We start from the raw sequence: 23,326 nt of genomic DNA, 5'->3' as shown, positions 1-23,326 counted from the left end.
TTGGGGATCTTTTTGGGCTGCTTGGAGGCGTTCCAAAGTGAAGCCTACACCAAACAGCCGGCCGGCGTTAAGCGCGACCGGGTTGGAATAAGACCGCCTTTTCGGCTATCAACGGCGGACAAAACTTTCGGAGGAACTGATGCTCGCCCCCACCCCCGCCTCGCCCGAATCCGTGGGCATGTCCAAGGCCGCGCTCGACCGTGTCGATGCGCATCTGAAGAGCCGGTACATCGATGCCGGTCGCTTCCCGGGCACGCATCTCCTGGTCTATCGCCGTGGCAAGATCGCCCACAGCTCGGTGCAGGGTTTTGCCGACGTCGAACGCAAGCTGCCCGTCAAGGATGACACCATCTACCGCATCTATTCCATGACGAAGCCGCTCACCAGCGTCGCCTTCATGATGCTGGTCGAGCAAGGCCTCGTCGCCATCGATGAGCCGGTCGCCAAGTACATTCCGGAATGGAAGGATCTCGGCGTGTTCGTCGCCGGCACTGCGCCTTCCTTCCTGACCCGGCCGCCGTCGCGGCCGATGCTGATCGTCGACCTCCTGCGCCACACCTCCGGCCTCACCTACGGCTTCCAGCAGCGCTCGAACGTCGATGCCGCCTACCGCGCCGAAAAGATCGGCGAGGTCGAGAAATCCGGCACGCTCCAGACCATGATCGAGAGCCTTGCAAAAATCCCGCTGGAGTTCTCGCCGGGCGAGGCCTGGAATTACTCGGTTTCGACCGACGTGCTCGGCTACCTCATTGGCAAGATCTCCGGCATACCCTTCGAGCAGTTCCTGAAACAGCGCATTCTCGATCCACTCGGCATGACCGACACTGATTTCCACGTGCCGGCTTCCAAGGCCCACCGGTTCGCTGCCTGTTACTCGGCCGACCCGGGTGGCGGCATGACCTTCCATGCCGGCCAGCGCCGCGAGGGCCTGACGTTGCAGGATGATCCAACCAAGAGTTCGTTCCTGTCACCGCCGTCCCTGATTTCGGGCGGCGGCGGGCTGTGCTCGACGACGGCCGACTATCTCACCTTCTGCCGTGCGCTGCTCAATGGCGGCGAACTCGGCGGCGTCAGGTTGATCGGGCCGAAGACGCTGGCGCTGATGACGACCAACCACATTCCGGGTGGACGCTCGCTGCCGGAAGTGTCGCGCTCGCTGTTCGCGGAAGCCGCCTACAACGGCATCGGCTTCGGCCTCGGCTTCGCCGTGACGATGCGCCCGGCCGAGACGCTGGTCGCCGGCAGCCCCGGTGAATACAATTGGGGCGGCGCGGCCACGACTTCGTTCTGGATCGACCCGGCCGAAGAATTGATCACCATCATCATGACGCAGGTGCTGCCGTCGAGCGCCTACCCGCTCCGGCGCGAGCTGCGCAGCATGGTCTACGCTGCGATCACCGAGAGCAATCTCTGAGAAAAATGCACCGATTCCGGGGCATCAGAGCCGCGGGATCAAGCCCCGCTCATTTCAACATCTCCGGCACGATCAGGCGCGGCAGGAACAGGGAAACGCTGGGCCAAATAATGAGCGCCGCCAGCACGAGCAGCATGGGGATCAGCATGATCACCGTGTCCTTAAGCGCATAGCGCAGCCGTACCCCGGCGATCGAGCAGGCGATCATCAAGCAGAGGCCATAAGGCGGCGTCACCAATCCGAAGGCGAGCGAGACGATCGAGATGATCGCAAACTGCACCGGATGAAGGTCGACCGATTTCGCCAGCGGTTCGAGAACGGTGCCGACGATGATGATCGCCGGAATGGCGTCGAGGAAGCAGCCCACCACCAGAAAGCAGAACGCGATGAAGAAGCCGGCCCCGATCGCGCCCATGCCCCAGGTCGAGACGTTAGCCAGCAGTTCCTGCGGAATCCTGTAATAGGCCAGCAGCCAGCCGAACGCGCTCGCGGTACCGACGCAGAACAGCGCCACGCCGGCAAGGCGCCCGGTATCGAGCAGCGCCTTGTAGAGTTCGCGCGCGCCGGTTTCACGGTAGAAGAACGTCGACAGCGCCACGGAATAGAGCACTGCGACGCAGGCGGATTCGGTCGCGGTGAACCACCCCAGCAGGATGCCGCCGACAATGATGAACGGCGTCATCAGCGCCGGTATCGAGCGCCAGATGGCGCAGCACATCTCCCTCCAGGTGTCCTTCGGATAGGTCGGATAGCCCCGGCGCACGGCATAGATATGCACTGTTGCCATCTGCGCGCCCGCGATTAGCAATCCCGGCACGATGCCTGCGAGGTACATCGCGGCGATCGAGGTCGAGATCAGTCCGCCCCACACGATCATCAGGATCGAGGGTGGGATGATGACGGCGAGCACGGCCGAGACCGCGGTGATGGCGATCGAGAACGAGAGGTCGTAGCCCTCCTTGGTCTGGGCATCGATGAATATCTTGGACTGGCTCGCCGCGTCCGCGGTGGAGGATCCGGAGATGCCGGCAAAGAACACCGACAGCACCACGTTGATCTGCGCCAGCGACCCCGGCCAGTGCCCGACCATCGAGCGGGACAGCGCGACCAGCCGGTCGGTGATGCCGCCGATGCTCATCAGATTGGCGGTGAGCAGGAAGAACGGGACCGCTAGCAGGATGAATGAATTGTAGGCGTTGAAGGTTTCCTGCGCGAGCGTCATCAGCGACAGATGCGGCTCGATCAGCAGGATCGGCACGCAGGCAAGGCCAAGCGCGAAGGCGACCGGGACGCGGATGATGAGCAGGCCAACGAAAGTACCGAACAGGACCATTGCGGCCTGCCCGGCAGAAAGAACATTGCCGCTCATTGATTTGCCCCAAACAAAATCCGCATCTCGTCGACGATCTGTTCACCGGCGAACACGATCCAGGTCACGCCGGAAATCGGCCAGGCGACGTGGATCAGCCAAAGCGGCAGATCGGCCAGCTCCGAAGTTCTGTTCCAGGCAAAGCGGGTGAACTCGATTCCGGCGGTTACGAACACCAGTGCCAGCGCCAGCACGCCGAGCCGCGCGAGAATCCGGACCATGGCTTCGCTTCGGCGTGACAGGTCAGGCCAGACGTCGACTTCAAAATGCTGCGACTCTCTGATGCCGACCATGGCGCCAATCATGATCGTCCAGATGAACATGAACCGCGCCATCTCCTCGGTCCAGATGTAGGACGGAATCAAAGGCGTGTAGCGCGAGATGATCTGCAACGTGACCGGAATGACCAGCATACCGACGGAGGCGGCGAGCAGGATTTCCAGCAGTTTTGCATAGGCCGCCGTTGCTCGGCGCCATGGCGACGGGTTCGGTGGCATCGATATTTCAGTCATCACGACTCCGGGGGATCACAATCACGCAATGGGGCAAGCCGTCTGGCTTGCCCCGACGTCCTGTCGCGTGGGCGGCGACAGTTTTCAGACGACGTTGATCTTCTCGAAAATGCCTTCCGCGCCAATTTCCTTGGCGTAGGTGGCCATCACGGGATCGGCGAGCTTCTTCATGGCGTCCCGTTCTTCGAAGGGAACGCGCTTGAGCTTCCCGGCCTTCTCCAGCGTGTCGAGCTTGACGACTTCTTCACTCGACTCCAGTTGTCGGCCGTAGTCGCCGGCCTCCTTGCCGGCCTTCATGATCGCGTCCTGCAACTCCTTCGGCAAGGTCTTTAGCGTCTTCACCGAGAAGCAGATCGGCCGGATCGACACGGCGTGTTGGGTCAGGTTGAGATGCGGAGCCACTTCGTAGAACTTCATCGCCTCGACGCCGGCCGCCTCGTTCTCGCCGGCCGCAATCACGCCGTTCTGGATCGCGTTGTAGATTTCGTTGTAGGCGATCACCGTCGGGCTCATGCCCACGGCCGCAAAGGTCTTCGACCAGATCGGCGCGCCCTGTACGCGCACCTTGAGTCCCCTAAGGTCGGCGAGAGTCTTGAGCGGCTTGTTGGCGAAGATATTGCGGATGCCACCGCCGGAATAGCCGATCAGAACGACCTCGGCCTTGGACGCGACTTCGTCGGCGATCGGCGCCAGGATATTGGCTTCGACGACCTTGTTCATGTGGTCGATGCCCTTGAACACGAAGGGCGCGTCGATGAACGGGGCCGCCTTGGCGAAGGTCGACATGTGAGCCGGCGAGACGATGCCGTAATCGACGGCTTTGCCCTGCGACATGTACTCGAAATATTGCTTTTCGAGGCCAAGCGAGGAATTCCTGTGCAGTGTGAAGTTGACGGGCTTGCCGTAGTACTTCTTGACCAGCTCTTCGAACCGGAGCAGGGCCCGGTTGAAGGCGTGGTCGTCGTTGAACTGGACCGCGCCGTTCAATGTGATCGGCGACTGTGCCCTGACGATTGACGGCATGCCCATCGCAGCCGCCGCAGTGGTCGCGCCGAGCCCAGCGAGAAATGATCTTCGCTTCATCGTCTCCCCTCCTTTTGATGCTCCGGCCCTGTCGCCGGGCCGTGAGCGCAGCCGGTATGCGGCTTGCGAGTGGGAAGCGTATGGAAAACCTCGGCGGGACGGAAGTCATTTCACGCGCGCGGGAGGCCCTCTTCGTCGCAGGGCCACCCCTTTCGCGAACTGCTGCACTGCAACTTGCGCTCCTGCCGGTGCGTGGCAGGCCGAGGGGAGCAGCCTCTCTTAGCAAACAGACGGCGTGCGGGCCCGTGCGCTGCACGCACAGACCCGCCTTCCACTGCCGCTTAGTGCATGTGGCCGATCAGATAGATGCCGCCGCCGATCACCAGCACGGCCGGCACGGCCCAGAGAATCAGAACTGGCATTTGTCATCCTCCTCAGTTGGACGTGCAGACCTTGACGGTCTTCATGCCGGCTTCAGCTTCGGTGCGCGATTTGTAGATCGCGCCCGATGGGCTGACGACGGTCATGGACGTGTCCGTCGGCTTCTTGTCGACGATTGTGCACTTCTTCGTCTTGACGTCCTGCACGACATAGAACTCGTCGGCCGCGAACGCCGGCAGGGATATTGCGGAAAGCATCAATGCTGCAGTTACTATCTTCAACTTCATTTGTAGTCCTCCTCCAGAGCCCGAGCCGTCAGCCCGGTCATCTACAAACGGGAAAAAGCGGCAATTAGTTCCCTGAGCCGGGAACGCTGTCCGCAATGAGGGGTTGTTGCGGCGCATGTTCAAACGAGGAGAACGAGATGAAGAAGTTGTTCCTGCTTTCCGCCGCGGCGGTCCTGATGTCGACCGGTGCTTTCGCGCAATCGACCGTCGTGACGACGACCGGGACGGGCCACGCGGCGGCCGTCCAGATCGAGCCGCAGTACCGAACCAAGATCAAATCCTACGTCACCGAGCATCGCATTCGCCCGGTGACCACGAAGGAAAAGATCGTTGTCGGTGCGGCGGTGCCGAGCGACGTCGAGCTTGAGGCCGTTCCCGCAGACTGGGGTCCGTCGCTGACGAAGTATCGCTACGTCTACTCCGGCGATCGCGTGATGCTCGTCGATCCCGGTACGCGCACGGTCGTTCAGGAAATTGATTGATCCAGGTGTAAGGGGGCCGCCTTGAGGCGGCCTCCCTCTCTGGGAGTTGACATTATGAAATCGCATCGAGAGGCCCGGATCGCCGGGCTCAGCCTGGCGGCCGTGTACGCCATGTGTCTCCTACTGACCGCAATCAGCATGAGCTGAGGCGCAGCCGCGGACCGCGCTGCAAAATCTTCTTCCTGGGCGGCGCGTCCGAACGCAAAAATTATTGGCGTAGCGCAAATCCCGCCCCTATGGTCTCCCAAAATCATAAATCCGGCGCTCCCCTGCGCTGGAACCGGGACGCCCGCGTTTGTCAAAGCTCACTTTGCCGGTCCGGCTCGCTCTTCTGGTGACGGGAACGATGTTGCCGCTGATCGTCTTCGCGGTCGGCATTGCCGTCTACAATTACAAACAGGACCGCAACGACGCGACCCGCCGCGTGCTGGAGAATGTGCGCAGCATGCGCCTCGTGCTGGACTCGGAGGTGCAGCGGATGACCGGCGGCCTGCAGGTGCTTGCACTGACGAATTCGCTGCGCAACGACGACTTCCAGAGCTTCCGCCGCATCGCGCTCGGCTTCGTCGACCAGTACGGCAAAGGCGGCCTCGTGCTGATCTCCGATCGCAAGGGCCGGCTGTTGTTTTCCTCCGCGACCGAGGACACCGCAAGCCTGCCGCCACGCGGTCATCTTGAGATCATCGAGAAGGTGTTTGCGACCAGGTCGCCGCAATATTCCGACCTGTTCACCGGCGCGATCAACGGCCGGCAGGTGCTTACGGTCGAGGTTCCGGTGCTCCGCGACGGCGAAGTGATCTACGACCTCTGCTTCAGCCCGCCGGTCAGCACCTTTCAGGACCTGGTGGAAAAGCAACGGCCCGACCGGGATTGGACGGTCTCCCTGCTCGACACCAAGGCTATCGTGTTCGCGCGCACGCCGAACCCTACGGAGATCTTTGGCAAACGGGCTACCGGCGCACTGTACGAGAGTATGTTGCGCACGCCGGAAGCCGCACTCTCGACGGTTTCGCTCGACGGCGTCGCGTTGTCCACCGTCTATACGAGGTCGCGGCTGACCGGCTGGACCATCGTGGCCGGCGTCGCCGAGAGCTCGCTAATCGCTCCGCTCTGGCGCAACATCGCGATCACCAGTTTTATCGGCGGCGTCCTGCTGCTGACCGGCCTGACCTTCGCGGTCCGGATGGCGACCACGATCGCGCGCGGCGAGATGCTGCACGATCTCCTGATCGACGAGCTCAACCATCGCGTCAAGAACACGCTCGCGTTGATGCAGGCGATCGCGGTGCAGACCTTCCGCAGCGCCAGCCGGGACGAGCGGGTAAAATTCGAGGGCCGGCTCGGCGCGCTGGCCGAGGCGCATAATTTGCTCAGCCAGGAGAAATGGGCGGGCTCCGAGCTGCGGGACGTGATCGCCCGCGCGCTCCAGCCGTTCCTGCTGAATAATCCGGAGCGCATCCGCATGGCCGGACCCGCGGTGCCGCTGTCGCCGCGGCTCGCCGTGGTGCTGTCGATGATCGTGCACGAGATCGCCACCAACGCGGCGAAATACGGCGCGCTATCCAACGAGACCGGCCGGGTGACGCTGGAGTGGCAGGTCGTCGCCGATGCGCCGAAGCCGCGGCTGCGCCTGATCTGGACCGAGATCGGCGGACCGCCGGTGACGGCGCCGGTGCAACGCGGCTTCGGCTCGCGCCTGATCGAGCGCAGCGCGCGCGACCAGCTCGGCGGCGAGGCAACGGTCGACTTCCTGCCCCGCGGCGTGGTCTGCACGGTGATTTGCGCGCTGGACGAGGCGCGATGAACGGAGGCCGGCAATGAAGATCACTAGGGTTCGCACGCACATTCTCGAAGCAAAGCTGTCGCAGCCCTTTGCCTATTCGCGCGCCTGGTACGACACGCGCACCGCAATGCTGGTCGAGATCGAGACTGACAATGGTCTTGTCGGATGGGGTGAATGCTACGGCCCGGCGCGCATCACGGCGGCAGTGGTGCAGAGTATCGCTCCGTGGCTGATCGGCGAGGATCCGTTGCGCACCGACGTGCTGTGGCAGATGGTCTATGCGCGCCTGCGGGATCACGGCCAGAAGGGCGTCGTGATCCAGGGGATGAGCGGCATCGACATCGCGCTATGGGACATCAAGGGCAAGCATTTCGGCGTACCCGTGCATCAGCTTCTCGGCGGCGGCGCGCGCAAGCAGGTTGCGGCCTATGCGACCGGTCTCTACCGGCGCAAGTCAGGCGATCCGCTGAACTATCTGGCGGAGGAAGCGGCGGGTTATGCCGCCGAAGGATTCCGCGCCGTGAAGCTGAAGGTCGGTTTCGGCATCGCGGAGGATGCCGCGGTCACCCGCGCGGTGCGCGAGGCGATCGGCCCCGATGTCGCGCTGATGGTCGATGCGAACCACGCCTATGACGCGGTCGCGGCGATCCGGCTCGGCCGCCTGATCGAGCGCCATGACATCGGATGGTTCGAGGAGCCGGTGCCGCCGGAGGACATCGCGGGCTATCGCGCGGTGAAATCCGCGCTTACGATTCCGGTCGCCGGCGGCGAGTGCGAATTCACGCGCTTCGGCTTCCGCGAGTTGTTCGTCTCGCACGCACTTGACATCGCCCAGCCCGACACCTGCGCGGCAGGTGGTCTCTCCGAATGCAAGAAGATCGCCGACATGAGCGAGGCGTTCGGCATCCGCTACAATCCGCATGTCTGGGGCACCGGTATCGCGATCGCCGCGTCGCTCCAGCTCCTCGCGGTGCTGCCCTCGCAAACGCCGACTTCGCTGTCACCGCTCGAGCCGATGCTGGAATTCGACCGCACTGAACATCCGATCCGGCAGGCGATTTTGCAGGAGCCGATCGAGCATGCGAGCGGCGTCGTGCGGGTGCCCGAGGGGCCGGGCCTCGGTATCGAGATCGACCGCGCCGCGCTAGCGCGCTTTGATGCGGAGGCCTAACCGATCGTCTGCAACGTCGGAAACGTCTCCAGCAGCCAGATGCTCACGTTCGAGACCGCGCCGGTGAGGAATCCAATACCGGTGATCACCATCAGGACGCCCATGGCACGCTCGACATTGACGAGATGGCCCTTCATGCGCGCGAACAGGGTGGAAAACTGCTCGATCATCAGGGCAGCGATCAGGAAGGGAATGCCGAGCCCGGCCGAATAGACCGCGAGCAGGCCGGCGCCTCTCGTCACTGTCGCTTCGGCGGCGGCGACCGAGAGGATCGCGGCGAGGATCGGGCCGATACAGGGTGTCCAGCCAAAGGCAAAGGCCAGCCCCATCACATAAGCGCCCCAGAGGCCGACGGGCTTGGGCGCGGTCAAGCGTCCCTCGCGCATCAACAGGCCGATGCGCGTCAGGCCGAGGAAGTGCAGGCCCATGACGATGATGACGATGCCGGCGAGGATCGAGAGTTCGGCCGACCAGGCCCGGATCAGCGCCCCGATCAGCGAGGCGCTGGCGCCGAGCGCCACGAACACCGTGGAGAAGCCGAGCACGAACAGGAGTGCCGACATCATGATGGCGCGTTTGGAGGCCGATGCGGGCTCTTCGCTTTCGACATGCTCGATCGTCGCGCCCGTCAGATAGATCAGGTAGGGCGGGACCAGCGGCAGGACGCACGGGGAGAGGAAGCTGACGAGGCCGGCAATCAGCGCCGCCGGGATCGAAACATTTTGCATGATGCAGTCGGAACCATCTCTGGCGCCGATGCGGCGCGCGGGGAATGCGCGCGGCCCGGAGCCGAACCGGCTCTGGTGTAGCCGATGCCAGCGAATGCGCAACAGAGGCGCACAAAACCAGGGCTCCTCCCGATGCCGTCTGTGATCACAGATGCGGCACCGGGACACGCACAAATCTCGCCAAAAAGCGAAACTCGGCGGCGCGGCTACTTCACCACGCGGAGCAGCGGACGCCGGGGCTGGTCCTGCGTCTGCTTGGAAGGGGGCTGCGGTTCGCTCGTGGCCGTCCGCAGCATTTCGTCGCACAGTGCCTTGAGATCGGCACTGTCAATTCCTTTGAGCTTCATCCGCACGTCCAGGATGACAATGGACAGCAGCTCGGCCGACTCACGGCTATTGCTCTCGTTGAGCACCCTGCGGCACTCTTCGAGCGTTTCCAGCACCGACTGCAACTGTTCGTCTGAATGCGACACGGCGTTCTTTCCGCTAATTCGGCCTGTGAGACGTGGTTGTGACGACCCCTTTGGCCCCCATGGAGCGTCGAGGATAACACGAGGCCGCTACGCCCCCGAACATGATTTCAGTGTGTTTCTGCCTTGAAACCGCGGTTCCGGCGCGTATCGCGTCGCGCCGCCGGCCGTCGAAACGCTCAGTCGTAAAGCGCTCGATCGTAAAACGCTCGCTCGTAAAACGCCTGGCGTGCTGCAATTGATCCATCGCGGAAGGCACCTGCTCTCGCGCAAGGACGTTCATTGCGGACAATGCCGACAATCCCGCAGGCAAGTCACGGCTCACAACGGAACTCACGCCACACCCCTCATACGGGCGATGGTTTGCCCGATTCCTAGCCCTTGTTCCTAGGCTTGGCAGCACCCGAATACCACCTGCGGCGTAGTAAGGATGACGTTCAAAACTCGTCGTTCCCCAACCCGCCGTGGTTGTGGTTTGCCCGAGATTCTGCCAGTTTAGCGACCCGAAGGGACTTGTATGCACTCCTTGGCGGAAAGGGGCGTTCCTCTGGAGGAACGCCCAAAGACAAACGTCAGCGGCCTCTCGGACTGGGATGCGGCGCGCATTTTCCTGGAAGTTGTCCGATGCGGAAGTTTCCGCTCGGCGGCCGAGCGCCTGTCGCTGTCGATCAACGCCGTTCGCCGCCGGATCGATGATTTCGAACGCCAGACCGGCACCACGTTGTTCACCCGCGACGTCCACGGCACCCGTCTGACCGACGAAGGCGCGCTGGTGGTCTCCGCCGTCGAGCAAATGGAGGCGGCTGCCTTCGACGTGCTGCGCACCAGCGATTCGACAGCGAACGCCCTGTCCGGCGAGGTCCGCGTCGCCGTCACCGAGGGACTTGGCACATTCTGGCTCGCCCCGCGACTGGTCGAATTCCAGCAGACCTATCCGAAGATCCTGGTCGATCTGCATTGCGCGATGCGTTCGGCCGACGTCTCCCGCCATGAGGCCGACGTCGCCATTCACCTGTCGCGGCCTTCGGCGCTCGACGTCAAGCTGGTGCGGCTCGGCCGCATGCATCTGATGTTCTGGGCCTCCGAGAAATACATTTCGAAACATGGCGCGCCGCGCTCGGCGGCGGAGTTGATCAAGCACCGCCTGGTGCTGCAGTTCGCGGACCAACTCGCCGCCAAGCAAACTTTCGAGAGCTTCTTCCCCGGCGTTCCGGAACGTGACCTTCTGGTCATGAAGACCAACGTCTCGAGCGCCAACTACTGGGCGGTCGCGAATGGCGCCGGAATCGGCGTGTTCCCGAGCTACGCCATTGCGCTTGGCGGGAAGTTGATTCCACTGGAGGTCGAGCTGAACAGACCGCTGGATATCTGGTTGTCCTACCATCCCGGTAGCGGCCGGATTCCGCGCGTACGGCACATGATCGACTGGCTGATCGAAGCCTTCAATCCGGCGCGCTTCCCGTGGTTTAAGGAAGAGTTCGTGCACCCGCATGAATTCAAGGACGAGTATATGGGCGAACCCCTGACCCAGCTCTTCGGGGGGTTTTCAACCGAAGACCGATGAGAAAAAAGATGAAGACAGCGGCGAAGAGAATGAAGCAGCGCAGTGCCGGCAAGCCGGACATTGAGCTGGGCAAGCGAATCCGTCTACGGCGCGTCGAGATGAAGGTCTCGCAGGCCGAGCTCGGCGAGAAGCTCGGCGTCAGTTTCCAGCAGGTCCAGAAGTACGAGAAGGGCGTCAATCGCGTCGGCGCGGCCCGGCTTCAGCAGATCGCCACCGCCCTCGATGTGCCCGTGACCTTCTTCTATGACGGCGACAACAAGGCGCGCGAAGTCGAGAGCCTGCTCTTCCTGGACTCGGCCTTCAGCCTCCGCCTGCTGCGCGCCTACAGCAAGATCAAGGACCAGACGGTGCAGCGTCAGCTCGTCTCGCTGATGGAATCGATCGCGGCGAACGAAGCCTGAGCCGATCGGCATTCGTGCCTTTCTGCCCGATGTTCAATCCGCCGCGCCACGGGGCGCGGCTGGATTGGACGAGATCCGGACGAGATATCTCCGGCCGCGCGCTCGCGCGGACTTCTCGGGGCGGCATGACCGCCCCTTTTTGTTGACCATTTTTCCCGCCGTCGCCCGCGGTTTGCGCGAACCCATTCCGGCCCTCTCGCGACCCAATCCAGAGACCGCGTGCCTTGCGCATGGGGCTCGCGATGCGCCGTGCTTAAGGGAGCCGCAACCGGGAGGCGCTAGCCTCCCGCCGATTTCTCGAATCAGCCCGACGAACCGGGAATTGCCGATGCGAGCGCCTGTCCGGGCCTCGCTCTCATAGGGAAGATGGGACACATGTCGAAGCGCCATGCGATAATCATTGCCGTCGGCATGCTTGCGAGCGCCTCTGCGCTTGCTCAGACCGAGACCATTGGACAGGCCGGGCCCAAGCCGGCGACTGCGGCTGGCACGGTGCCGGCCATCGCCAATCCGGCCCACGCAGCCGCACCGAAAACCGCCGCGCCGGCGGCCGCATCTACGGCGGAGAGCCGTTCGGCCGCAGCGCTCGCGCTGACGCATGAGCCGACCTATGACGAAGGCTCCGCCCAGCGCATCAAGGATGCGGCGCTGAGCTATTCCGATCTGGCCGTGCGCGGCGGCTGGCCGACGATCCCGGCGGACGCCAAATTCGCGCCCGGCGCCCAGGGCGCCAATGACGATCTCCTGCGCAAGCGGCTGATCGTCTCCGGCGATCTTTCCGCCGACAAGGCGAGCGGCGCCTTCGACCAGGATCTCGCCGACGCCGTGAAACGCTTCCAGGCCCGCCACGGCCTCGCGCCGACCGGAACGATGACGCCGCGCACGATCGCGGCGATGAACGTGCCGGTGCAGAAGCGCATCCGGCAGCTGGAGGCTTCGCTGCAGCGGCTCGAGAACATGAATTTCGGCTTCGGCCAGCGCTATGTCGTGGTCAACATCCCCGCCGCCTTTGCCGAAGCGGTCGAGAACGACGTCGTGGTAAGGCGCTATCGCGTGATCGTCGGCAAGACCGAAAAGCCCTCGCCGACGCTGACGGCCCAGATCAGCAGCGTCGTCCTCAATCCGACCTGGACGGTGCCCTCCTCGATCGCCAAGACCGAGATCTCCGCGCATATGCGCAAGGATCCCAGCTATCTGTCGCGCATGCACATGGAGGTGCTCGACGCCCACGACAATCCGATCGACCCGAATTCGGTTGACTGGTCGGGCACCCATACGCCGAATTTCACCGTGCGCCAGCACAACGGCACGTTCAACGCGCTCGGCGCGGTCAAGATCGACATGCCGAATTCCTATTCGGTCTACATGCACGACACCAACCAGCGCAATCTGTTCAGCGATGATTACCGCTTCGATTCCCACGGCTGCTCGCGCGTCGACAATGTGCGCGATCTCGCCGCCTGGCTGCTGAAGGACCAGCCGAAATGGAGCCGCGCCGCGATCGACGCGGAGATCGCCAGCGGCCAGCATCTCGACGTCGCCATGGCGAAGAAGGTGCCGGTGGCCTGGATCTACCTCACGGCGTGGATGACCAAGGACCAGACCGTCCAGTTCCGCAACGACGTCTATCACCAGGACGAGCAGTTGCTGGAGGCGACCGCCGAAGAGGCGGCCTTCTTCAGCAATGCCGGCAGCCACCCGCTGACCGCGCACATGACCAGATAGATCGCGCCATGCAATCGCGGCACAGGCGGCTGCAAAGCCAGGTCCGTTGTCGCGGTTGACCCTGGCCTCGCCCCGGCCGAACATTGCGCCTCGCCAACGAAAGCGCCCGCGATGTCCGACATGTCCAGCACGACCGAAATTCCCTACGCCGACGGCAAGATCCTCAAGCACACAGCCAGTGGCGTCGGCGTGATCACGTTCAACAATCCCGACAAGCGCAACGCGATGTCGCTGGAGATGTGGGAGGGATTTGGCGAGGCGCTGACCGCCTTACGCGATGACGCTGCCGTGCGCGTCGTGATCCTGCGCGGCGGCGGTGGCAAGGCATTCGTGTCGGGCGCCGACATCAGCCAGTTCGAGAAGACGCGCCATAACGCCGCCGCTTCCGAGGAATACGCAAAACGCAGCGCCGCCCAGCGCGCGCTGCTCGCCGATTATCCCAAGCCAACGATTGCCTGCATCCAGGGTTTTTGTCTCGGCGGCGGCATGCAGGTGGCGATGCTCGCCGACATCCGCATCGCCTCCCATGGCAGCCAGTTCGGCATTCCCGCGGCGAAGCTCGGCATCGCTTATGGCTATGACGGCTTGCGGCACTTGGTGTCGCTGGTTGGCCCGTCCTGGGCACGGCTCCTGATGTATACGGGCATGCGCATCGATGCGTCGGAAGCGCTGCGCATCGGGTTGGTCGAGCGCGTGCTTCCGGAGGATCAGCTCTGGGGCGAGACCATGGCCATCGCCGAGACGATCTCGCAAAATGCGCCGCTCGCGATCAAGGCCGCCAAGCTCACCATCGCGCAAGTGTTGAAGGACGAAAGCGCGCGCGACATGGACGCGATCAGGGCGGTCGGCACGGCCTGTATGGACAGCGTGGATTTTCGCGAGGGCCGGCAGGCCTTCATGGAGAAGCGCAAGCCGCAGTTCCAGGGACAGTGATTCCGTCGCCAGCGAGCAAAATGAAACAATCCAGAGTGCCTCTGCCTGCTTGGCTCTTCGCGATGACGGCGGGCAAACTGAACATGCATTCAGGAAGATTAAATTCCCACGGCCCCGCAACACCATAGCAACCAGCTGATTTGCTGGAAGTTCTCTCGCCATCAAACGAGGGAGATTGCGATGAAACTGAAATTTGCTGTTGTTGGTCTGGCTGCCCTGGGCGGCGCCGCTCTCGCATCAGGACAGGCACTCGCAGCGATGCCGAACGGCATTCCGCAGGCCGACCGTATCGCGAGCGGCCCGGCAGCCGACGTCGATCAGGTGCGCTGGGTCTGCAACCCCTGGGGTCGCTGCTTCTGGCGTCCGAATTATTACGGCGCCTACGGTTTTTACGGCGGCCCGCGACGCTTCTACGGCGGCCGTCCGTGGGGCTGGGGCGGCCACCGCCACTGGCGTCGCTGGTGAATTGCGAGGGGCCGCGAGGCCTCTCTTCCTTGACTACAGCGCCGCAAGCACCGCCTTCGTGATGTCGGCGGTTCCGTTGCGGCCACCAAATTCCATCGGCTTGAGACCGTCGGCATAGACCTTGTCCACCGCACGCTCGATGGTCTCGCCGGCCTCGGCCGCTCCTTCGACGCCGTGCTTGTCGGCGAGCCAGTCCAGCATCATTGCAGCCGACAGGATCATCCCGGTGGGATTGGCTTTGCCCTGCCCCATGATGTCGGGCGCGGTGCCGTGGCACGGCTGGAACACGGCGTATTTGTCGCCGATGTCGGCCGACGGCGCCATGCCGAGGCCGCCGATCAGGCTCGCGGTGATGTCGGAGACGATGTCGCCGAACATGTTCTCCATCACCATCACGTCGAAATCCCAGGGACGCTTCACCAGCATCGCCGAGCAGGCGTCGACATAGAGCCGGTCGGTCTTCACCTCCGGATGACGCTTGGCGATCTCGTCGAAGATGCCGCGGAAGAACGCAAAGGCCTTGAACACGTTCGCCTTGTCGACGCAGGCCAGCGCGCCGGGCTTGCCGCGCGCCTTGCGCCGCTCGGCGAGACGAAACGAGAACTCGAACAGGCGCTCGGACGTCTTGCGCGTGATCAGCATGGTCTCGCGCGCCTCCTCATGGGTGACGACGCCCTTGCCCATCGAGGCGAACAGGCCTTCGGTGGACTCCCTGATCACGACGAGATCGATGCCGCGCTGGTCGGCGCCGACGATCGGGCTCGGCACGCCCGGAATGAGCCGCGCCGGGCGCACACCGGCATAGAGATCGAAGATGAAGCGCAGCTCGATCTGCGGCGCGATCTCGGTGTTGTCAGGATAGCGCACCGACGGCAGGCCGCAGGCGCCGAGCAGGATCGCGTCCGCCTCCTCGCACAGCTTGATGGTGGTGTCCGGCATCGACTTGCCGGCGGCGAGATAATGATTGGCGCCCGCCGGCCCCTCGGTGAAGCGAAAGCTCAGGCCGGATTTCGTCTCGATCTTGCGCAGGACTTCGATGGCCGGCGCCATGACTTCGGGACCGATGCCGTCACCGGCAAGCACGGCAATGTGGAAGGCGTTATTTGCGGACATGGGAAGCCTCAGGAGGAGCGAGCTAAATCGTCATTGCGAGCGAAGCGAAGCAATCCAGAACTGCATCTGCGGAAACACTCTGGGTTGCTTCGTCGCTTCGCTCCTCGCAATGACGGAGGATGGAGCGTTGGTTACGGCGTCAGCACCGTGCGGCCAACCACCGCGCCCTGCTGCAGCTGCACCAGCGCGTCGTTGGCCTTGGCGAGCGGCTGCCGCGTCACGGGGATCGGCGCTATGTTCTTCGCTCGCACGAGGTCGAGCAGCTCCTGCGTCTCGCGCAAATTGCCGACATAGCTGCCCTGGATCGTCACCGCCTTGATCGGAATCAGCGGCAGCGCCCAGGTCGCACCGCCGCCGAACAGGCCGACGAGGACGAGCTTGCCGCCCTTGGTCAGGCAGTCGAAGCCGAGTTGCGTGGTGGCGGCGTTTCCGACGAGATCGAGCACGGCGCGGATGGGACCACCGGCTTTCTTGGCAAGCTGCTCCAGCGCGTCGGCCGCCTTGGGATCGACGGTCGCGAGCGCGCCGGCTTGCTCCGCCGCTTCGCGTTTCTTCGCGTCGATGTCGACCATGATCGCGCCCTTGCCGCCCATCGCCTTCAGCAGCGACAGTGCCATCAGGCCAAGTCCGCCGGCGCCGAACATCACGATCGGCGTGTCGAAGTGCTGCTCGAGCTTCTTCAGCGCGCTGTAGGTCGTGACGCCCGAGCAGGCGTAGGGTGCAGCCGACGCGGGATCGAGGCCTTTGAGGTTGAGCAAATAGCGCGGATGCGGCACCAGCATGTGGTCGGAATAGCCGCCGTCGCAATAGACGCCGAGCGAGCGCGGCGTCAGGCACATGTTCTCGTCACCGGCGAGACAGGTCGCGCATTTGCCGCAACCGATCCAGGGATAGACCAGCCCGACATCGCCGATCTTCACGTCGCCCTGGTCCGACGACTTCACGTCCGGGCCGAAGGCGAGCACCTCGCCGACCGTCTCGTGCCCCATGGTCAGCGGCAGGTTGATGCCGCGGTCCTTCAGCGAGAGCGGCTTGCGGCCGTGGCCGAGATCGTAGCCACCTTCCCAAATATGAAGGTCGCTATGGCAGACGCCGGCGGCCTTCACCTTGATCAGCACCTGCGTGCCGGACGGTTGCGGCGTGGCCTCGTCGAACTCCTGCAGCGGCGCCTTGAAATCGGCGACCTTGAAACTTTTCATTGGCGTCCTCCCGGATATTTTTGTTGTCGTCGCCACCATGGCATGGGCGGCGGGACGAGACAAACTCGGACCTGTCTAATTTAGGCTGACGGATGATGGCAAGCCGGCCACGCGCAACGCCGCATTGCTTGCCACAGCGTGGTATCCGTCAGACTTCCCGTGAGACTTGCCGTCAGCCTTGCCCTCAGCCTTGCACGGCTGTTTTGCCTGACGGAATTGGCGCATTGTCGGTGAGCCCGATCTCCGCGCGCAGTCCGTCCGTGTGCTCGCCAAGAACGGCCATCGTCTTGCCCGGTGTTGTATCAGCACCGGTCATCCGGAACGGCAGATTGAGGACCTGGAACGAGCCGCCTTCATCCTCGACAGACGAGAGCGCCTCTCGGTGCGCGAGCTGCGGATCGGCCAGTGCTTCGGACACAGTGCGGTAGGCCGAGGCCGGCACGCCGGCCGCACCTAACGCGACAAGACAGACATCGGTCGAGAGCTGCCGCGACCAGGCCTCTACACCGTCCATCAAGTCGGCCCAATGATCGCGACGCGCGGCGTAGGTGGAGAAGCGCGGATCGGAGATCCATTCGGGGCGGCCGATCACTCCCATCAGTCCCTGAAACGTCTTCTCGCTGGCAACCGTGATCATGACATAACCGCTCGCCGTCTCGGTCGGCCCGAACATCGGGCGCGGCGGCGGCTTCACGGTGAACTGCGAGTTCTGCAACTCGATCAATGTCAGCGTCAGCATCGATTCCAGCATGGAAACGTCGATATGCTGGCCGAGCCCAGTCAGGGTGCGCTGGTAGAGCGCCGACGCGATCGCGCCGAACCCGTAGGTGCCGGTGACGACGTCGGCATGGTAGATGCCGCAATAATCCGGGCGGCTGCGGCCGGGCTGATAGGCGAGATGCGCCATGTCGTAGCCCGAGGCTGCATGGATCACCGGCGCATAGGCCGGCAGCTCGGCCGACGGGCCGCTCTGGCCGTAGCCGGAGATCGAGCAGTAGATCAGCTTCGGGTTGACCGTGCGTATTCTGTCATAGTCGAGCCGCAGCCGATGCATCACGCCCGGGCGGAAGTTCTCGACCAGGATGTCGGCAGTCGCGGCCAGCCGGCGGACCGCCTCCTTGCCGTCCTCGGACTTGAGGTCGAGCACGACGCTCTTCTTGCCGACGTTGAGCTGGCCGAACACGGTGCTGCAGCCCTTGCGCAGCGGCGGCCGGGTCCGCATCGTCTCACCGCCGTCGGTCTCGATCTTGATGACCTCGGCGCCCATGTCGGCGAGCATCCGCGCACAATGGGGACCGGCGATGGTGGTCGAAAAATCCAGGACCCTGAGGCCGGCGAAGGCCTTTGTCGTGGTCCCCTCATGCTTATCTGATAGCTGCATGCCTGCTTGCGTCCTTGAGTCACTTAGGAACTTATCGAAGTTCTCTGTTGTTGGTGCGCCGACCCTAGAGGGCGGCGGCTGAGTAGGAAAGTCTTTACCGAACAGACACGTCTCGCGGGCGGGCTTGGGAATTCCAGGGCAACTGGACCCGTTCTTGCATAGCAGCAATCGGGCTCCGGCAGAGGGCAGCAGTTCTTGAGGGTCTTGTTCGTTACGACAGAAATGGACGACTTTGTCCGCGTCGGCGGACTTGGAGCCGTTTCCGCTGCACTCCCCCGAGCCCTTCGTCCTTTCGCCGACATCCGGGTCATGTTGCCCGGCTATCGCGACATCATCGAACAACTCACGCATATCCAGGTCGTTGGCCGCTGTCCGGCGTTCGCGGAGATGCCGGCCTGCTCGCTCGGCCGCGCCGCGACCAAGGACGGCCTGCCGGTCTATGTGCTGTTGTGCTCGCAACTCTACGACCGGCCCGGCAACCCCTATGGTGACGAGTCCGGGCGCGACTGGCCCGACAACGACATCCGTTTCGCGCGCTTTGCCTCGGCCGCCGCTGAGCTGGCGATGGGCACGTTGGACAAGGATTGGGCAGCAGACCTGATCCACGCCAATGACTGGCAGGCTTCGCTCGTGCCGGCCTACCTCGCCTGGCGCGGCTCCAAGCTGCCGTCGATCCTGACCATTCACAACCTCGCCTATCAGGGCCTCTTCCCGAAGGACTCGCTGCGGCGGATCGGCGCGCCGGAGAGCTCCTTCCACATCGACGGCGTCGAGTTCTACGACCAGCTCTCCTTCCTCAAGGCCGGGCTGGTCTACGCCTCGCATCTCACCACAGTCAGCGGCACCTATGCGCGGGAGATCACCACGGATGAATTCGGCTGCGGTCTCGAGGGCCTGCTTCGAGTCCGCTCCGACGCGGCCGAGCTCACCGGCATCCTCAACGGCATCGACGAGAGCTGGGACCCGCGTTCCTGCGCCCAGCTTGCCCAGCAGTTCGGCGCCGGCGACTGGGTCGGCAAGAAGGCCAATGCGGATTACGTGCGCAAGCAGTTCGGGCTTGCGGTGTCGCGCGGCCCGATGTTCGGCATCGTCGCCCGGCTGGTGCACCAGAAGGGCATCGACCTCGTGCTGGCGGCGGCCGACGAGATCGTCGATGCCGGCGGGCAGATCGTGGTCACCGGCTCCGGCGAGCCGGCGCTCGAGCAGGCGCTAATCGACGCGCATCGCCGGCGGCCTGACGCGATCGGGGTCGTGATCGGCTTCAACGAGGCCCAGGCGCGCCGCATCTTCGCCGGTAGCGACTTCACATTGATGCCGTCACGCTTCGAGCCCTGCGGGCTCAGCCAGATGTACGCCCAGCGCTTCGGCTCGCTGCCGATCGGCCACCAGACCGGCGGCCTCGCCGAGACCATTACCGACGGCGAAACCGGCTTCCTGTTCTCAAAACCTTCGCATGAATCCTTCCTCGGCGGCGTCCGCCGTGCGTTCTCCGCCTTCATGGCGCAGGACCAGCTCGACACCATGCGTCGCAGTGCGATGGGACGGTCGTTCTCCTGGAGCATCCCGGCCGGCAGCTACAACGCGCTGTACCGGAAGCTGGCGGCGGTGTGAGGCCTGCGTGTCCTCGTCATTGCGAGCGTAGCGAAGCAATCCAGACTGTTTTCCGTGGCAGCAGCCTGGATTGCTTCGTCGCAAGAGCTCCTCGCAATGACGGTGGTTTGTGGCAACGGCGGAGGACTTCACCCCCTCCCGCGCACATCCATCTGCGACCGTCCGATCCAGGCACGGTTGAGGCACCGCGTCATCCAGTCGGGCTGCGGCTCTCCGCGCAGCCGCGCTTGCGCTTCCTGGTAGGGACCGACATAGCGCAGCCGGTCTGGCAACCTTGGATAGACCCGCCGTATCCATCGCAGCGCCTTCTCGGCGGATCTGGTGTCACGCTCGTCAAGCTCGAACCCGAATCCCACACGCAAGCTTTCCGGCAGCAGGCTCGCGGTGAGCGCGCGATACCAGCGCGGCGGACGCAACCACGGGCGCGCTCCACCAAAGATCTGCGCGGCGATATCGCGCGCGGCCGGGCTGACGGTCAGCGTATCCGACTGCGTCATTGCCGCGGTGTAGGCCGCACAGCCGGACCAGTCCGCCGGCAGATCGTGCGCCGTCAACCCGAACAACGCACCGAACAACCGACTCTCGGCCCAGTAGCGTTCGCGTTCGTCCGCCGAGAGCGGCGGCAAGACCAGATCATGCGCCATCAGCGCGGTCTCGACCAGCGTGGCATGAACCCAGCGCAGCGACGGGATGTCGTTGGCACAGTAGCGCGAGCCTGCCGCGAACGGACCGACGGTCTCGGGCATCTCGCCGACGATCATGCTGTGGCGCCGGTGCAATTGCCGCGACGACAACAGCGCGCGGTCAAGCGAACCGAACACCATGGCAAAGACGATGTCGAAGGTGCGGTGAAATCGTCCGATCGGATCAGCGAGGGTTTTCGAATGCTCGGCGATGGCGGCGGCGACCCAGGGATGCGCGAGTTGAAGGAGCAGCGCCCGGCCGGCGCCGAGAAAGATCACGGCCTCGCGGTCGATTTGCCAGGTCACCGTGTCAGGGCCGAACACGCCGACGACCGGTCCCGCCGCGTTGGCGCGGACGGTATCAAGGGCAGATTCAAGTTCGCTCCCGGACACCACCTGCAGGGACTTTCGATTGCGGACCAGGACCGACAATCCGCAAGGCATGTGGCAATTCGATGAAGGGGACGATCGCTTGCGGCCCTACTCCGCCGCCATCGGCATCTCGTCCATATGTTCGTGCAGCACCACGCTCGCGAGCGGATCGAACTCGCCAACCCACGGCCTTCGCTCAAGCACTGACTTTGTGTGCGAATAGCCGGCATCCCAGCGCCGCATGATGCCGGACGGACTGAAGTCGATATCCTTGGTGTGGCTCTCGCGGTCGAGCTGCGGCGCAAGCAGGCGCACGACATGCATCCTGGTCGGGCAGCCGTAGTCGATCAATTCCCTCACCGCCGGATTGCTGCGCTCGCTTTCAGGCAGTCGCGCGGCGAGCTGGCTAATGACGTGGCGCAGGCGATGGGTTTGCTGCTGGCGCGTGATCTGGCTCGCGATCCGGCTGGAATATTGCACATCCTTGTGCCGGTTCAGCACCTCCGCCATCGTGGTCGGCTCGGCGCCGGCGGGATTCCACAAATGCACGGCGAGGATCAGCGAATTTTTGCGTGGATTGTCGTCGAAGACGGCCTCGGTCGGCGTGTTCGACAGAATGCCGCCGTCCCAATAGAGCTCGCCGTCGATGCGTACCGCCGGAAACGCCGGCGGCAGCGCGCCCGAAGCCATGACATGCTTCACCGTCAGCTCGCCGTCGCGGCTGTCGAAATAGCGCATCTGGCTGCTGCGGACGTGAGCGGCGCCGACCGTCAACCGTGGCGCGCAGCGGTTGATCCGGCCGAAATCGACAAGCTCGAGCAGCGTCCGCTCCAGCGGCGCCGTCGAATAGAAGCCGGCGTGATCGGCTCCGAGCGGATAGGAATCGCCCGCATGCGCCAATGGATTGGGACGGAAGAAGCCGGGAATGCCGTGGGTCAAGGTCGACCAATAGGCGAGCTTTTCATTGAAGCCGGCAAACGGGGTGCGCAGATTCCAGACCGGATTCTGCTCCATCCGCTTCCAGAACTGCTTCAGGCGCAGCAGCCGCTGGTCAGGCGCGTTGCCCGCAATGAGCCAGGCATTGATGGCGCCGATCGAGGTGCCGATGATCCAGTCCGGCTCGATACCGGCCTCGTGCAGCGCCTGGTACACCCCGGCCTGATAGGACCCGAGTGCACCGCCGCCCTGAAGCACCAGCACCACCTGGCCGGGCAGATCCTTCGACACGCTGGTATCGCGCTTCACATCGTTCATATTCTGCTCCCTGAGAGCCCGTACCCTTGCCATGTTCGCTCCTAGCGATCCTATGTTACGCGCTCGCCTCAATGCGCGGTCCAGCCTCCGTCCACGGGCAACGCAATCCCGGTGATCGTGGCCGCTGCGTTGGTGGACAGAAATACGCTGAGCGCACCGAGCTCCTCGACGGTCGAGAAGCGCTTGTTCGGCTGTTGCGCCAGCAGCACGTCACGGATCACCTGGTCACGCGAGATTCCATGCGCCTTGGCCTGCCCATCGATCTGCGCCTCGACCAGTGGCGTATAGACATAGCCGGGACAGATCGCGTTGCAGGTAATGCCCTCTTCTGCCGTCTCCAGCGCGGTCACCTTGGTGAGCCCGACGATGCCGTGCTTGGCGGCGACGTAGGCCGCCTTGAACGGCGAGGCGACCAGGCCGTGCGCGGAGGCGATGTTGATGATCCGCCCGAACCCGTTCTGTCGCATTGCGGGCAGCGCGAGCCGCGTGGTGTGGAAGGCCGACGACAGATTGATCGCGAGGATCTGGTCCCATTTCTCGACCGGAAACTGCTCCAGCGGCGCAACGTGCTGGATGCCGGCATTGTTGATCAGGATATCCAGGCGGCCGGCCTGCGCAACCGTCGCCGCGATCATTTCGGCGATCGAATTCGGTCTGGTCATGTCGGCCGGCGAAAACCTTGCCTTGACGCCGAACTCCGCCGCGATCTGCTCGCGCGTCCGGTCGAGCTCGGCCGCCACACCAAGGCCGTTCAGCACGATGTCGGCGCCGGCCGCGGCAAGTGCCCGCGCGATACCGAGGCCGATGCCACTGGTTGAGCCCGTGACCAGCGCAACCTTGCCCGCGAGCGCCCGGGAGGCGGACGTCTGCGGCTTGACGGACATATTCACGGGCAAACTCCTTTGACATGACGACTTGTGCTGAGCCGACTGTGAAGCATCGCCGGGTTTGACGGAAATGCCCGTTGGCTTCCGAAACCATGCCTGTGCGCTATTGCGGTCGGGA

The 23,326-nt window shown here is 63.9% G+C and carries 22 protein-coding genes; 10 read left to right on the top strand and 12 right to left on the bottom strand.

Annotation, left to right across the window (positions count from 1 at the left end):
• Positions 1-139 precede the first annotated feature (139 nt).
• The gene (locus ACFQX9_RS00680; protein WP_377786051.1) at positions 140-1,414 is read left to right on the top strand and encodes a serine hydrolase domain-containing protein; all 1,275 of its coding nucleotides are present in this window, start codon (positions 140-142) and stop codon (positions 1,412-1,414) included.
• 49 nt (positions 1,415-1,463) lie between these two features.
• Here the strand turns inward: ACFQX9_RS00680 and ACFQX9_RS00675 are convergent, their stop codons facing one another.
• The 4 genes from ACFQX9_RS00675 to ACFQX9_RS00660 all read right to left on the bottom strand — a co-directional run bounded on the left by ACFQX9_RS00675 (position 1,464) and on the right by ACFQX9_RS00660 (position 4,986).
• Complete coding sequence (locus ACFQX9_RS00675) at positions 1,464-2,783, bottom strand: TRAP transporter large permease (RefSeq protein WP_018457100.1); 1,320 nt, start codon at positions 2,781-2,783, stop codon at positions 1,464-1,466.
• Entirely contained in the window at positions 2,780-3,295 is a 516-nt protein-coding gene (locus tag ACFQX9_RS00670) for a TRAP transporter small permease (RefSeq protein WP_026233300.1), read from the bottom strand. Before ACFQX9_RS00670 ends, ACFQX9_RS00675 begins: the two co-directional genes overlap by 4 nt.
• Before the next feature lie 84 nt (positions 3,296-3,379).
• Positions 3,380-4,378, bottom strand: a complete 999-nt coding sequence (locus tag ACFQX9_RS00665) for a TRAP transporter substrate-binding protein (protein ID WP_018457102.1) — start codon at positions 4,376-4,378, stop codon at positions 3,380-3,382.
• 374 nt (positions 4,379-4,752) lie between these two features.
• Entirely contained in the window at positions 4,753-4,986 is a 234-nt protein-coding gene (locus ACFQX9_RS00660; RefSeq protein WP_026233301.1) for a hypothetical protein, read from the bottom strand.
• Positions 4,987-5,123: 137 nt separating this feature from the next.
• Here ACFQX9_RS00660 and ACFQX9_RS00655 point away from each other — a divergent pair, with 137 nt between their 5' ends.
• From ACFQX9_RS00655 to ACFQX9_RS00645, 3 genes are all read left to right on the top strand, one after another.
• Positions 5,124-5,468 (top strand): DUF1236 domain-containing protein, encoded by a 345-nt coding sequence (locus ACFQX9_RS00655; RefSeq protein WP_018457104.1) that lies wholly within the window; start codon positions 5,124-5,126, stop codon positions 5,466-5,468.
• Between the two features lie 346 nt (positions 5,469-5,814).
• Positions 5,815-7,272, top strand: a complete 1,458-nt coding sequence (locus tag ACFQX9_RS00650; protein WP_368509019.1) for a sensor histidine kinase — start codon at positions 5,815-5,817, stop codon at positions 7,270-7,272.
• A gap of 13 nt (positions 7,273-7,285) precedes the next feature.
• Positions 7,286-8,422, top strand: coding sequence for a mandelate racemase/muconate lactonizing enzyme family protein (locus ACFQX9_RS00645; protein ID WP_377786047.1), 1,137 nt, complete (start codon positions 7,286-7,288; stop codon positions 8,420-8,422).
• Here ACFQX9_RS00645 and ACFQX9_RS00640 read toward each other — a convergent pair.
• A complete protein-coding gene (locus ACFQX9_RS00640; RefSeq protein ID WP_204510575.1) occupies positions 8,419-9,150 on the bottom strand; it encodes a cytochrome c biogenesis CcdA family protein in 732 nt (243 codons plus the stop codon). The genes ACFQX9_RS00645 and ACFQX9_RS00640 overlap by 4 nt on opposite strands.
• Before the next feature lie 206 nt (positions 9,151-9,356).
• Positions 9,357-9,623 carry a hypothetical protein gene (locus tag ACFQX9_RS00635; protein ID WP_018457109.1) on the bottom strand — a complete coding sequence of 89 codons (267 nt, stop codon included), beginning with the start codon at positions 9,621-9,623 and terminating at the stop codon, positions 9,357-9,359.
• A 514-nt stretch (positions 9,624-10,137) separates the two neighbouring features.
• Here ACFQX9_RS00635 and ACFQX9_RS00630 point away from each other — a divergent pair.
• The 5 genes from ACFQX9_RS00630 to ACFQX9_RS00610 all read left to right on the top strand — a co-directional run bounded on the left by ACFQX9_RS00630 (position 10,138) and on the right by ACFQX9_RS00610 (position 14,708).
• Positions 10,138-11,184 carry a LysR family transcriptional regulator gene (locus ACFQX9_RS00630; protein WP_018457111.1) on the top strand — a complete coding sequence of 349 codons (1,047 nt, stop codon included), beginning with the start codon at positions 10,138-10,140 and terminating at the stop codon, positions 11,182-11,184.
• Between the two features lie 29 nt (positions 11,185-11,213).
• Entirely contained in the window at positions 11,214-11,585 is a 372-nt protein-coding gene (locus ACFQX9_RS00625) for a helix-turn-helix domain-containing protein (protein ID WP_026233304.1), read from the top strand.
• A gap of 375 nt (positions 11,586-11,960) precedes the next feature.
• Complete coding sequence (locus ACFQX9_RS00620; RefSeq protein WP_247300290.1) at positions 11,961-13,310, top strand: murein L,D-transpeptidase; 1,350 nt, start codon at positions 11,961-11,963, stop codon at positions 13,308-13,310.
• 111 nt (positions 13,311-13,421) lie between these two features.
• On the top strand, positions 13,422-14,243 hold the full coding sequence (locus ACFQX9_RS00615; protein ID WP_018457114.1) for an enoyl-CoA hydratase: 822 nt from the start codon (positions 13,422-13,424) through the stop codon (positions 14,241-14,243).
• A 180-nt stretch (positions 14,244-14,423) separates the two neighbouring features.
• Positions 14,424-14,708, top strand: coding sequence for a hypothetical protein (locus ACFQX9_RS00610; RefSeq protein ID WP_085352111.1), 285 nt, complete (start codon positions 14,424-14,426; stop codon positions 14,706-14,708).
• 33 nt (positions 14,709-14,741) lie between these two features.
• On the opposite strand, the gene ACFQX9_RS00605 is transcribed toward ACFQX9_RS00610, so the two are convergent.
• The 3 genes from ACFQX9_RS00605 to ACFQX9_RS00595 form a co-directional block, all read right to left on the bottom strand.
• Positions 14,742-15,821: an isocitrate/isopropylmalate dehydrogenase family protein gene (locus tag ACFQX9_RS00605; RefSeq protein ID WP_247394500.1), complete on the bottom strand. Its 1,080-nt coding sequence runs from the start codon at positions 15,819-15,821 to the stop codon at positions 14,742-14,744.
• A gap of 131 nt (positions 15,822-15,952) precedes the next feature.
• The gene (locus ACFQX9_RS00600; protein ID WP_085352109.1) at positions 15,953-17,020 is read right to left on the bottom strand and encodes an alcohol dehydrogenase; all 1,068 of its coding nucleotides are present in this window, start codon (positions 17,018-17,020) and stop codon (positions 15,953-15,955) included.
• 184 nt (positions 17,021-17,204) lie between these two features.
• On the bottom strand, positions 17,205-18,401 hold the full coding sequence (locus ACFQX9_RS00595; protein ID WP_317244789.1) for a CaiB/BaiF CoA-transferase family protein: 1,197 nt from the start codon (positions 18,399-18,401) through the stop codon (positions 17,205-17,207).
• A 195-nt stretch (positions 18,402-18,596) separates the two neighbouring features.
• Here ACFQX9_RS00595 and glgA point away from each other — a divergent pair, with 195 nt between their 5' ends.
• Positions 18,597-20,012: a glycogen synthase GlgA gene (gene glgA / locus ACFQX9_RS00590; RefSeq protein WP_039799962.1), complete on the top strand. Its 1,416-nt coding sequence runs from the start codon at positions 18,597-18,599 to the stop codon at positions 20,010-20,012.
• A gap of 128 nt (positions 20,013-20,140) precedes the next feature.
• Here the strand turns inward: glgA and ACFQX9_RS00585 are convergent, their stop codons facing one another.
• The 3 genes from ACFQX9_RS00585 to ACFQX9_RS00575 all read right to left on the bottom strand — a co-directional run bounded on the left by ACFQX9_RS00585 (position 20,141) and on the right by ACFQX9_RS00575 (position 23,205).
• Positions 20,141-21,139 carry an oxygenase MpaB family protein gene (locus ACFQX9_RS00585; RefSeq protein WP_377786041.1) on the bottom strand — a complete coding sequence of 333 codons (999 nt, stop codon included), beginning with the start codon at positions 21,137-21,139 and terminating at the stop codon, positions 20,141-20,143.
• Positions 21,140-21,175: 36 nt separating this feature from the next.
• Positions 21,176-22,321: a patatin-like phospholipase family protein gene (locus tag ACFQX9_RS00580; protein ID WP_018457121.1), complete on the bottom strand. Its 1,146-nt coding sequence runs from the start codon at positions 22,319-22,321 to the stop codon at positions 21,176-21,178.
• 68 nt (positions 22,322-22,389) lie between these two features.
• Complete coding sequence (locus ACFQX9_RS00575) at positions 22,390-23,205, bottom strand: 3-hydroxybutyrate dehydrogenase (protein ID WP_094183368.1); 816 nt, start codon at positions 23,203-23,205, stop codon at positions 22,390-22,392.
• Positions 23,206-23,326: the final 121 nt, after the last annotated feature.

The organism is Bradyrhizobium sp. GCM10028915, from assembly GCF_042666195.1.
Classification (GTDB): domain Bacteria; phylum Pseudomonadota; class Alphaproteobacteria; order Rhizobiales; family Xanthobacteraceae; genus Bradyrhizobium; species Bradyrhizobium canariense_D.
The sequence above is the reverse complement of the archived record's forward strand: the minus strand, read 5'-3'. Positions and strand labels throughout refer to the sequence as shown.

Excerpts from the sequence above, each read along its gene's own strand:
- ACFQX9_RS00675 (WP_018457100.1), bottom strand. The coding sequence starts at position 2,783 with ATGAGCGGCAATGTTCTTTCTGCCGGGCAGGCCGCAATGGTCCTGTTC.
- ACFQX9_RS00650 (WP_368509019.1), top strand. The coding sequence starts at position 5,815 with ATGTTGCCGCTGATCGTCTTCGCGGTCGGCATTGCCGTCTACAATTAC.
- ACFQX9_RS00585 (WP_377786041.1), bottom strand. The coding sequence starts at position 21,139 with ATGCCTTGCGGATTGTCGGTCCTGGTCCGCAATCGAAAGTCCCTGCAG.
- ACFQX9_RS00600 (WP_085352109.1), bottom strand. The coding sequence starts at position 17,020 with ATGAAAAGTTTCAAGGTCGCCGATTTCAAGGCGCCGCTGCAGGAGTTC.
- ACFQX9_RS00620 (WP_247300290.1), top strand. The coding sequence starts at position 11,961 with ATGTCGAAGCGCCATGCGATAATCATTGCCGTCGGCATGCTTGCGAGC.
- ACFQX9_RS00655 (WP_018457104.1), top strand. The coding sequence starts at position 5,124 with ATGAAGAAGTTGTTCCTGCTTTCCGCCGCGGCGGTCCTGATGTCGACC.
- ACFQX9_RS00660 (WP_026233301.1), bottom strand. The coding sequence starts at position 4,986 with ATGAAGTTGAAGATAGTAACTGCAGCATTGATGCTTTCCGCAATATCC.
- ACFQX9_RS00605 (WP_247394500.1), bottom strand. The coding sequence starts at position 15,821 with ATGTCCGCAAATAACGCCTTCCACATTGCCGTGCTTGCCGGTGACGGC.
- ACFQX9_RS00680 (WP_377786051.1), top strand. The coding sequence starts at position 140 with ATGCTCGCCCCCACCCCCGCCTCGCCCGAATCCGTGGGCATGTCCAAG.
- ACFQX9_RS00640 (WP_204510575.1), bottom strand. The coding sequence starts at position 9,150 with ATGCAAAATGTTTCGATCCCGGCGGCGCTGATTGCCGGCCTCGTCAGC.
- ACFQX9_RS00630 (WP_018457111.1), top strand. The coding sequence starts at position 10,138 with ATGCACTCCTTGGCGGAAAGGGGCGTTCCTCTGGAGGAACGCCCAAAG.
- ACFQX9_RS00670 (WP_026233300.1), bottom strand. The coding sequence starts at position 3,295 with ATGACTGAAATATCGATGCCACCGAACCCGTCGCCATGGCGCCGAGCA.
- ACFQX9_RS00625 (WP_026233304.1), top strand. The coding sequence starts at position 11,214 with ATGAAGCAGCGCAGTGCCGGCAAGCCGGACATTGAGCTGGGCAAGCGA.
- ACFQX9_RS00575 (WP_094183368.1), bottom strand. The coding sequence starts at position 23,205 with ATGTCCGTCAAGCCGCAGACGTCCGCCTCCCGGGCGCTCGCGGGCAAG.
- ACFQX9_RS00595 (WP_317244789.1), bottom strand. The coding sequence starts at position 18,401 with ATGCAGCTATCAGATAAGCATGAGGGGACCACGACAAAGGCCTTCGCC.
- ACFQX9_RS00665 (WP_018457102.1), bottom strand. The coding sequence starts at position 4,378 with ATGAAGCGAAGATCATTTCTCGCTGGGCTCGGCGCGACCACTGCGGCG.
- ACFQX9_RS00615 (WP_018457114.1), top strand. The coding sequence starts at position 13,422 with ATGTCCGACATGTCCAGCACGACCGAAATTCCCTACGCCGACGGCAAG.
- ACFQX9_RS00580 (WP_018457121.1), bottom strand. The coding sequence starts at position 22,321 with ATGAACGATGTGAAGCGCGATACCAGCGTGTCGAAGGATCTGCCCGGC.
- ACFQX9_RS00645 (WP_377786047.1), top strand. The coding sequence starts at position 7,286 with ATGAAGATCACTAGGGTTCGCACGCACATTCTCGAAGCAAAGCTGTCG.
- ACFQX9_RS00610 (WP_085352111.1), top strand. The coding sequence starts at position 14,424 with ATGAAACTGAAATTTGCTGTTGTTGGTCTGGCTGCCCTGGGCGGCGCC.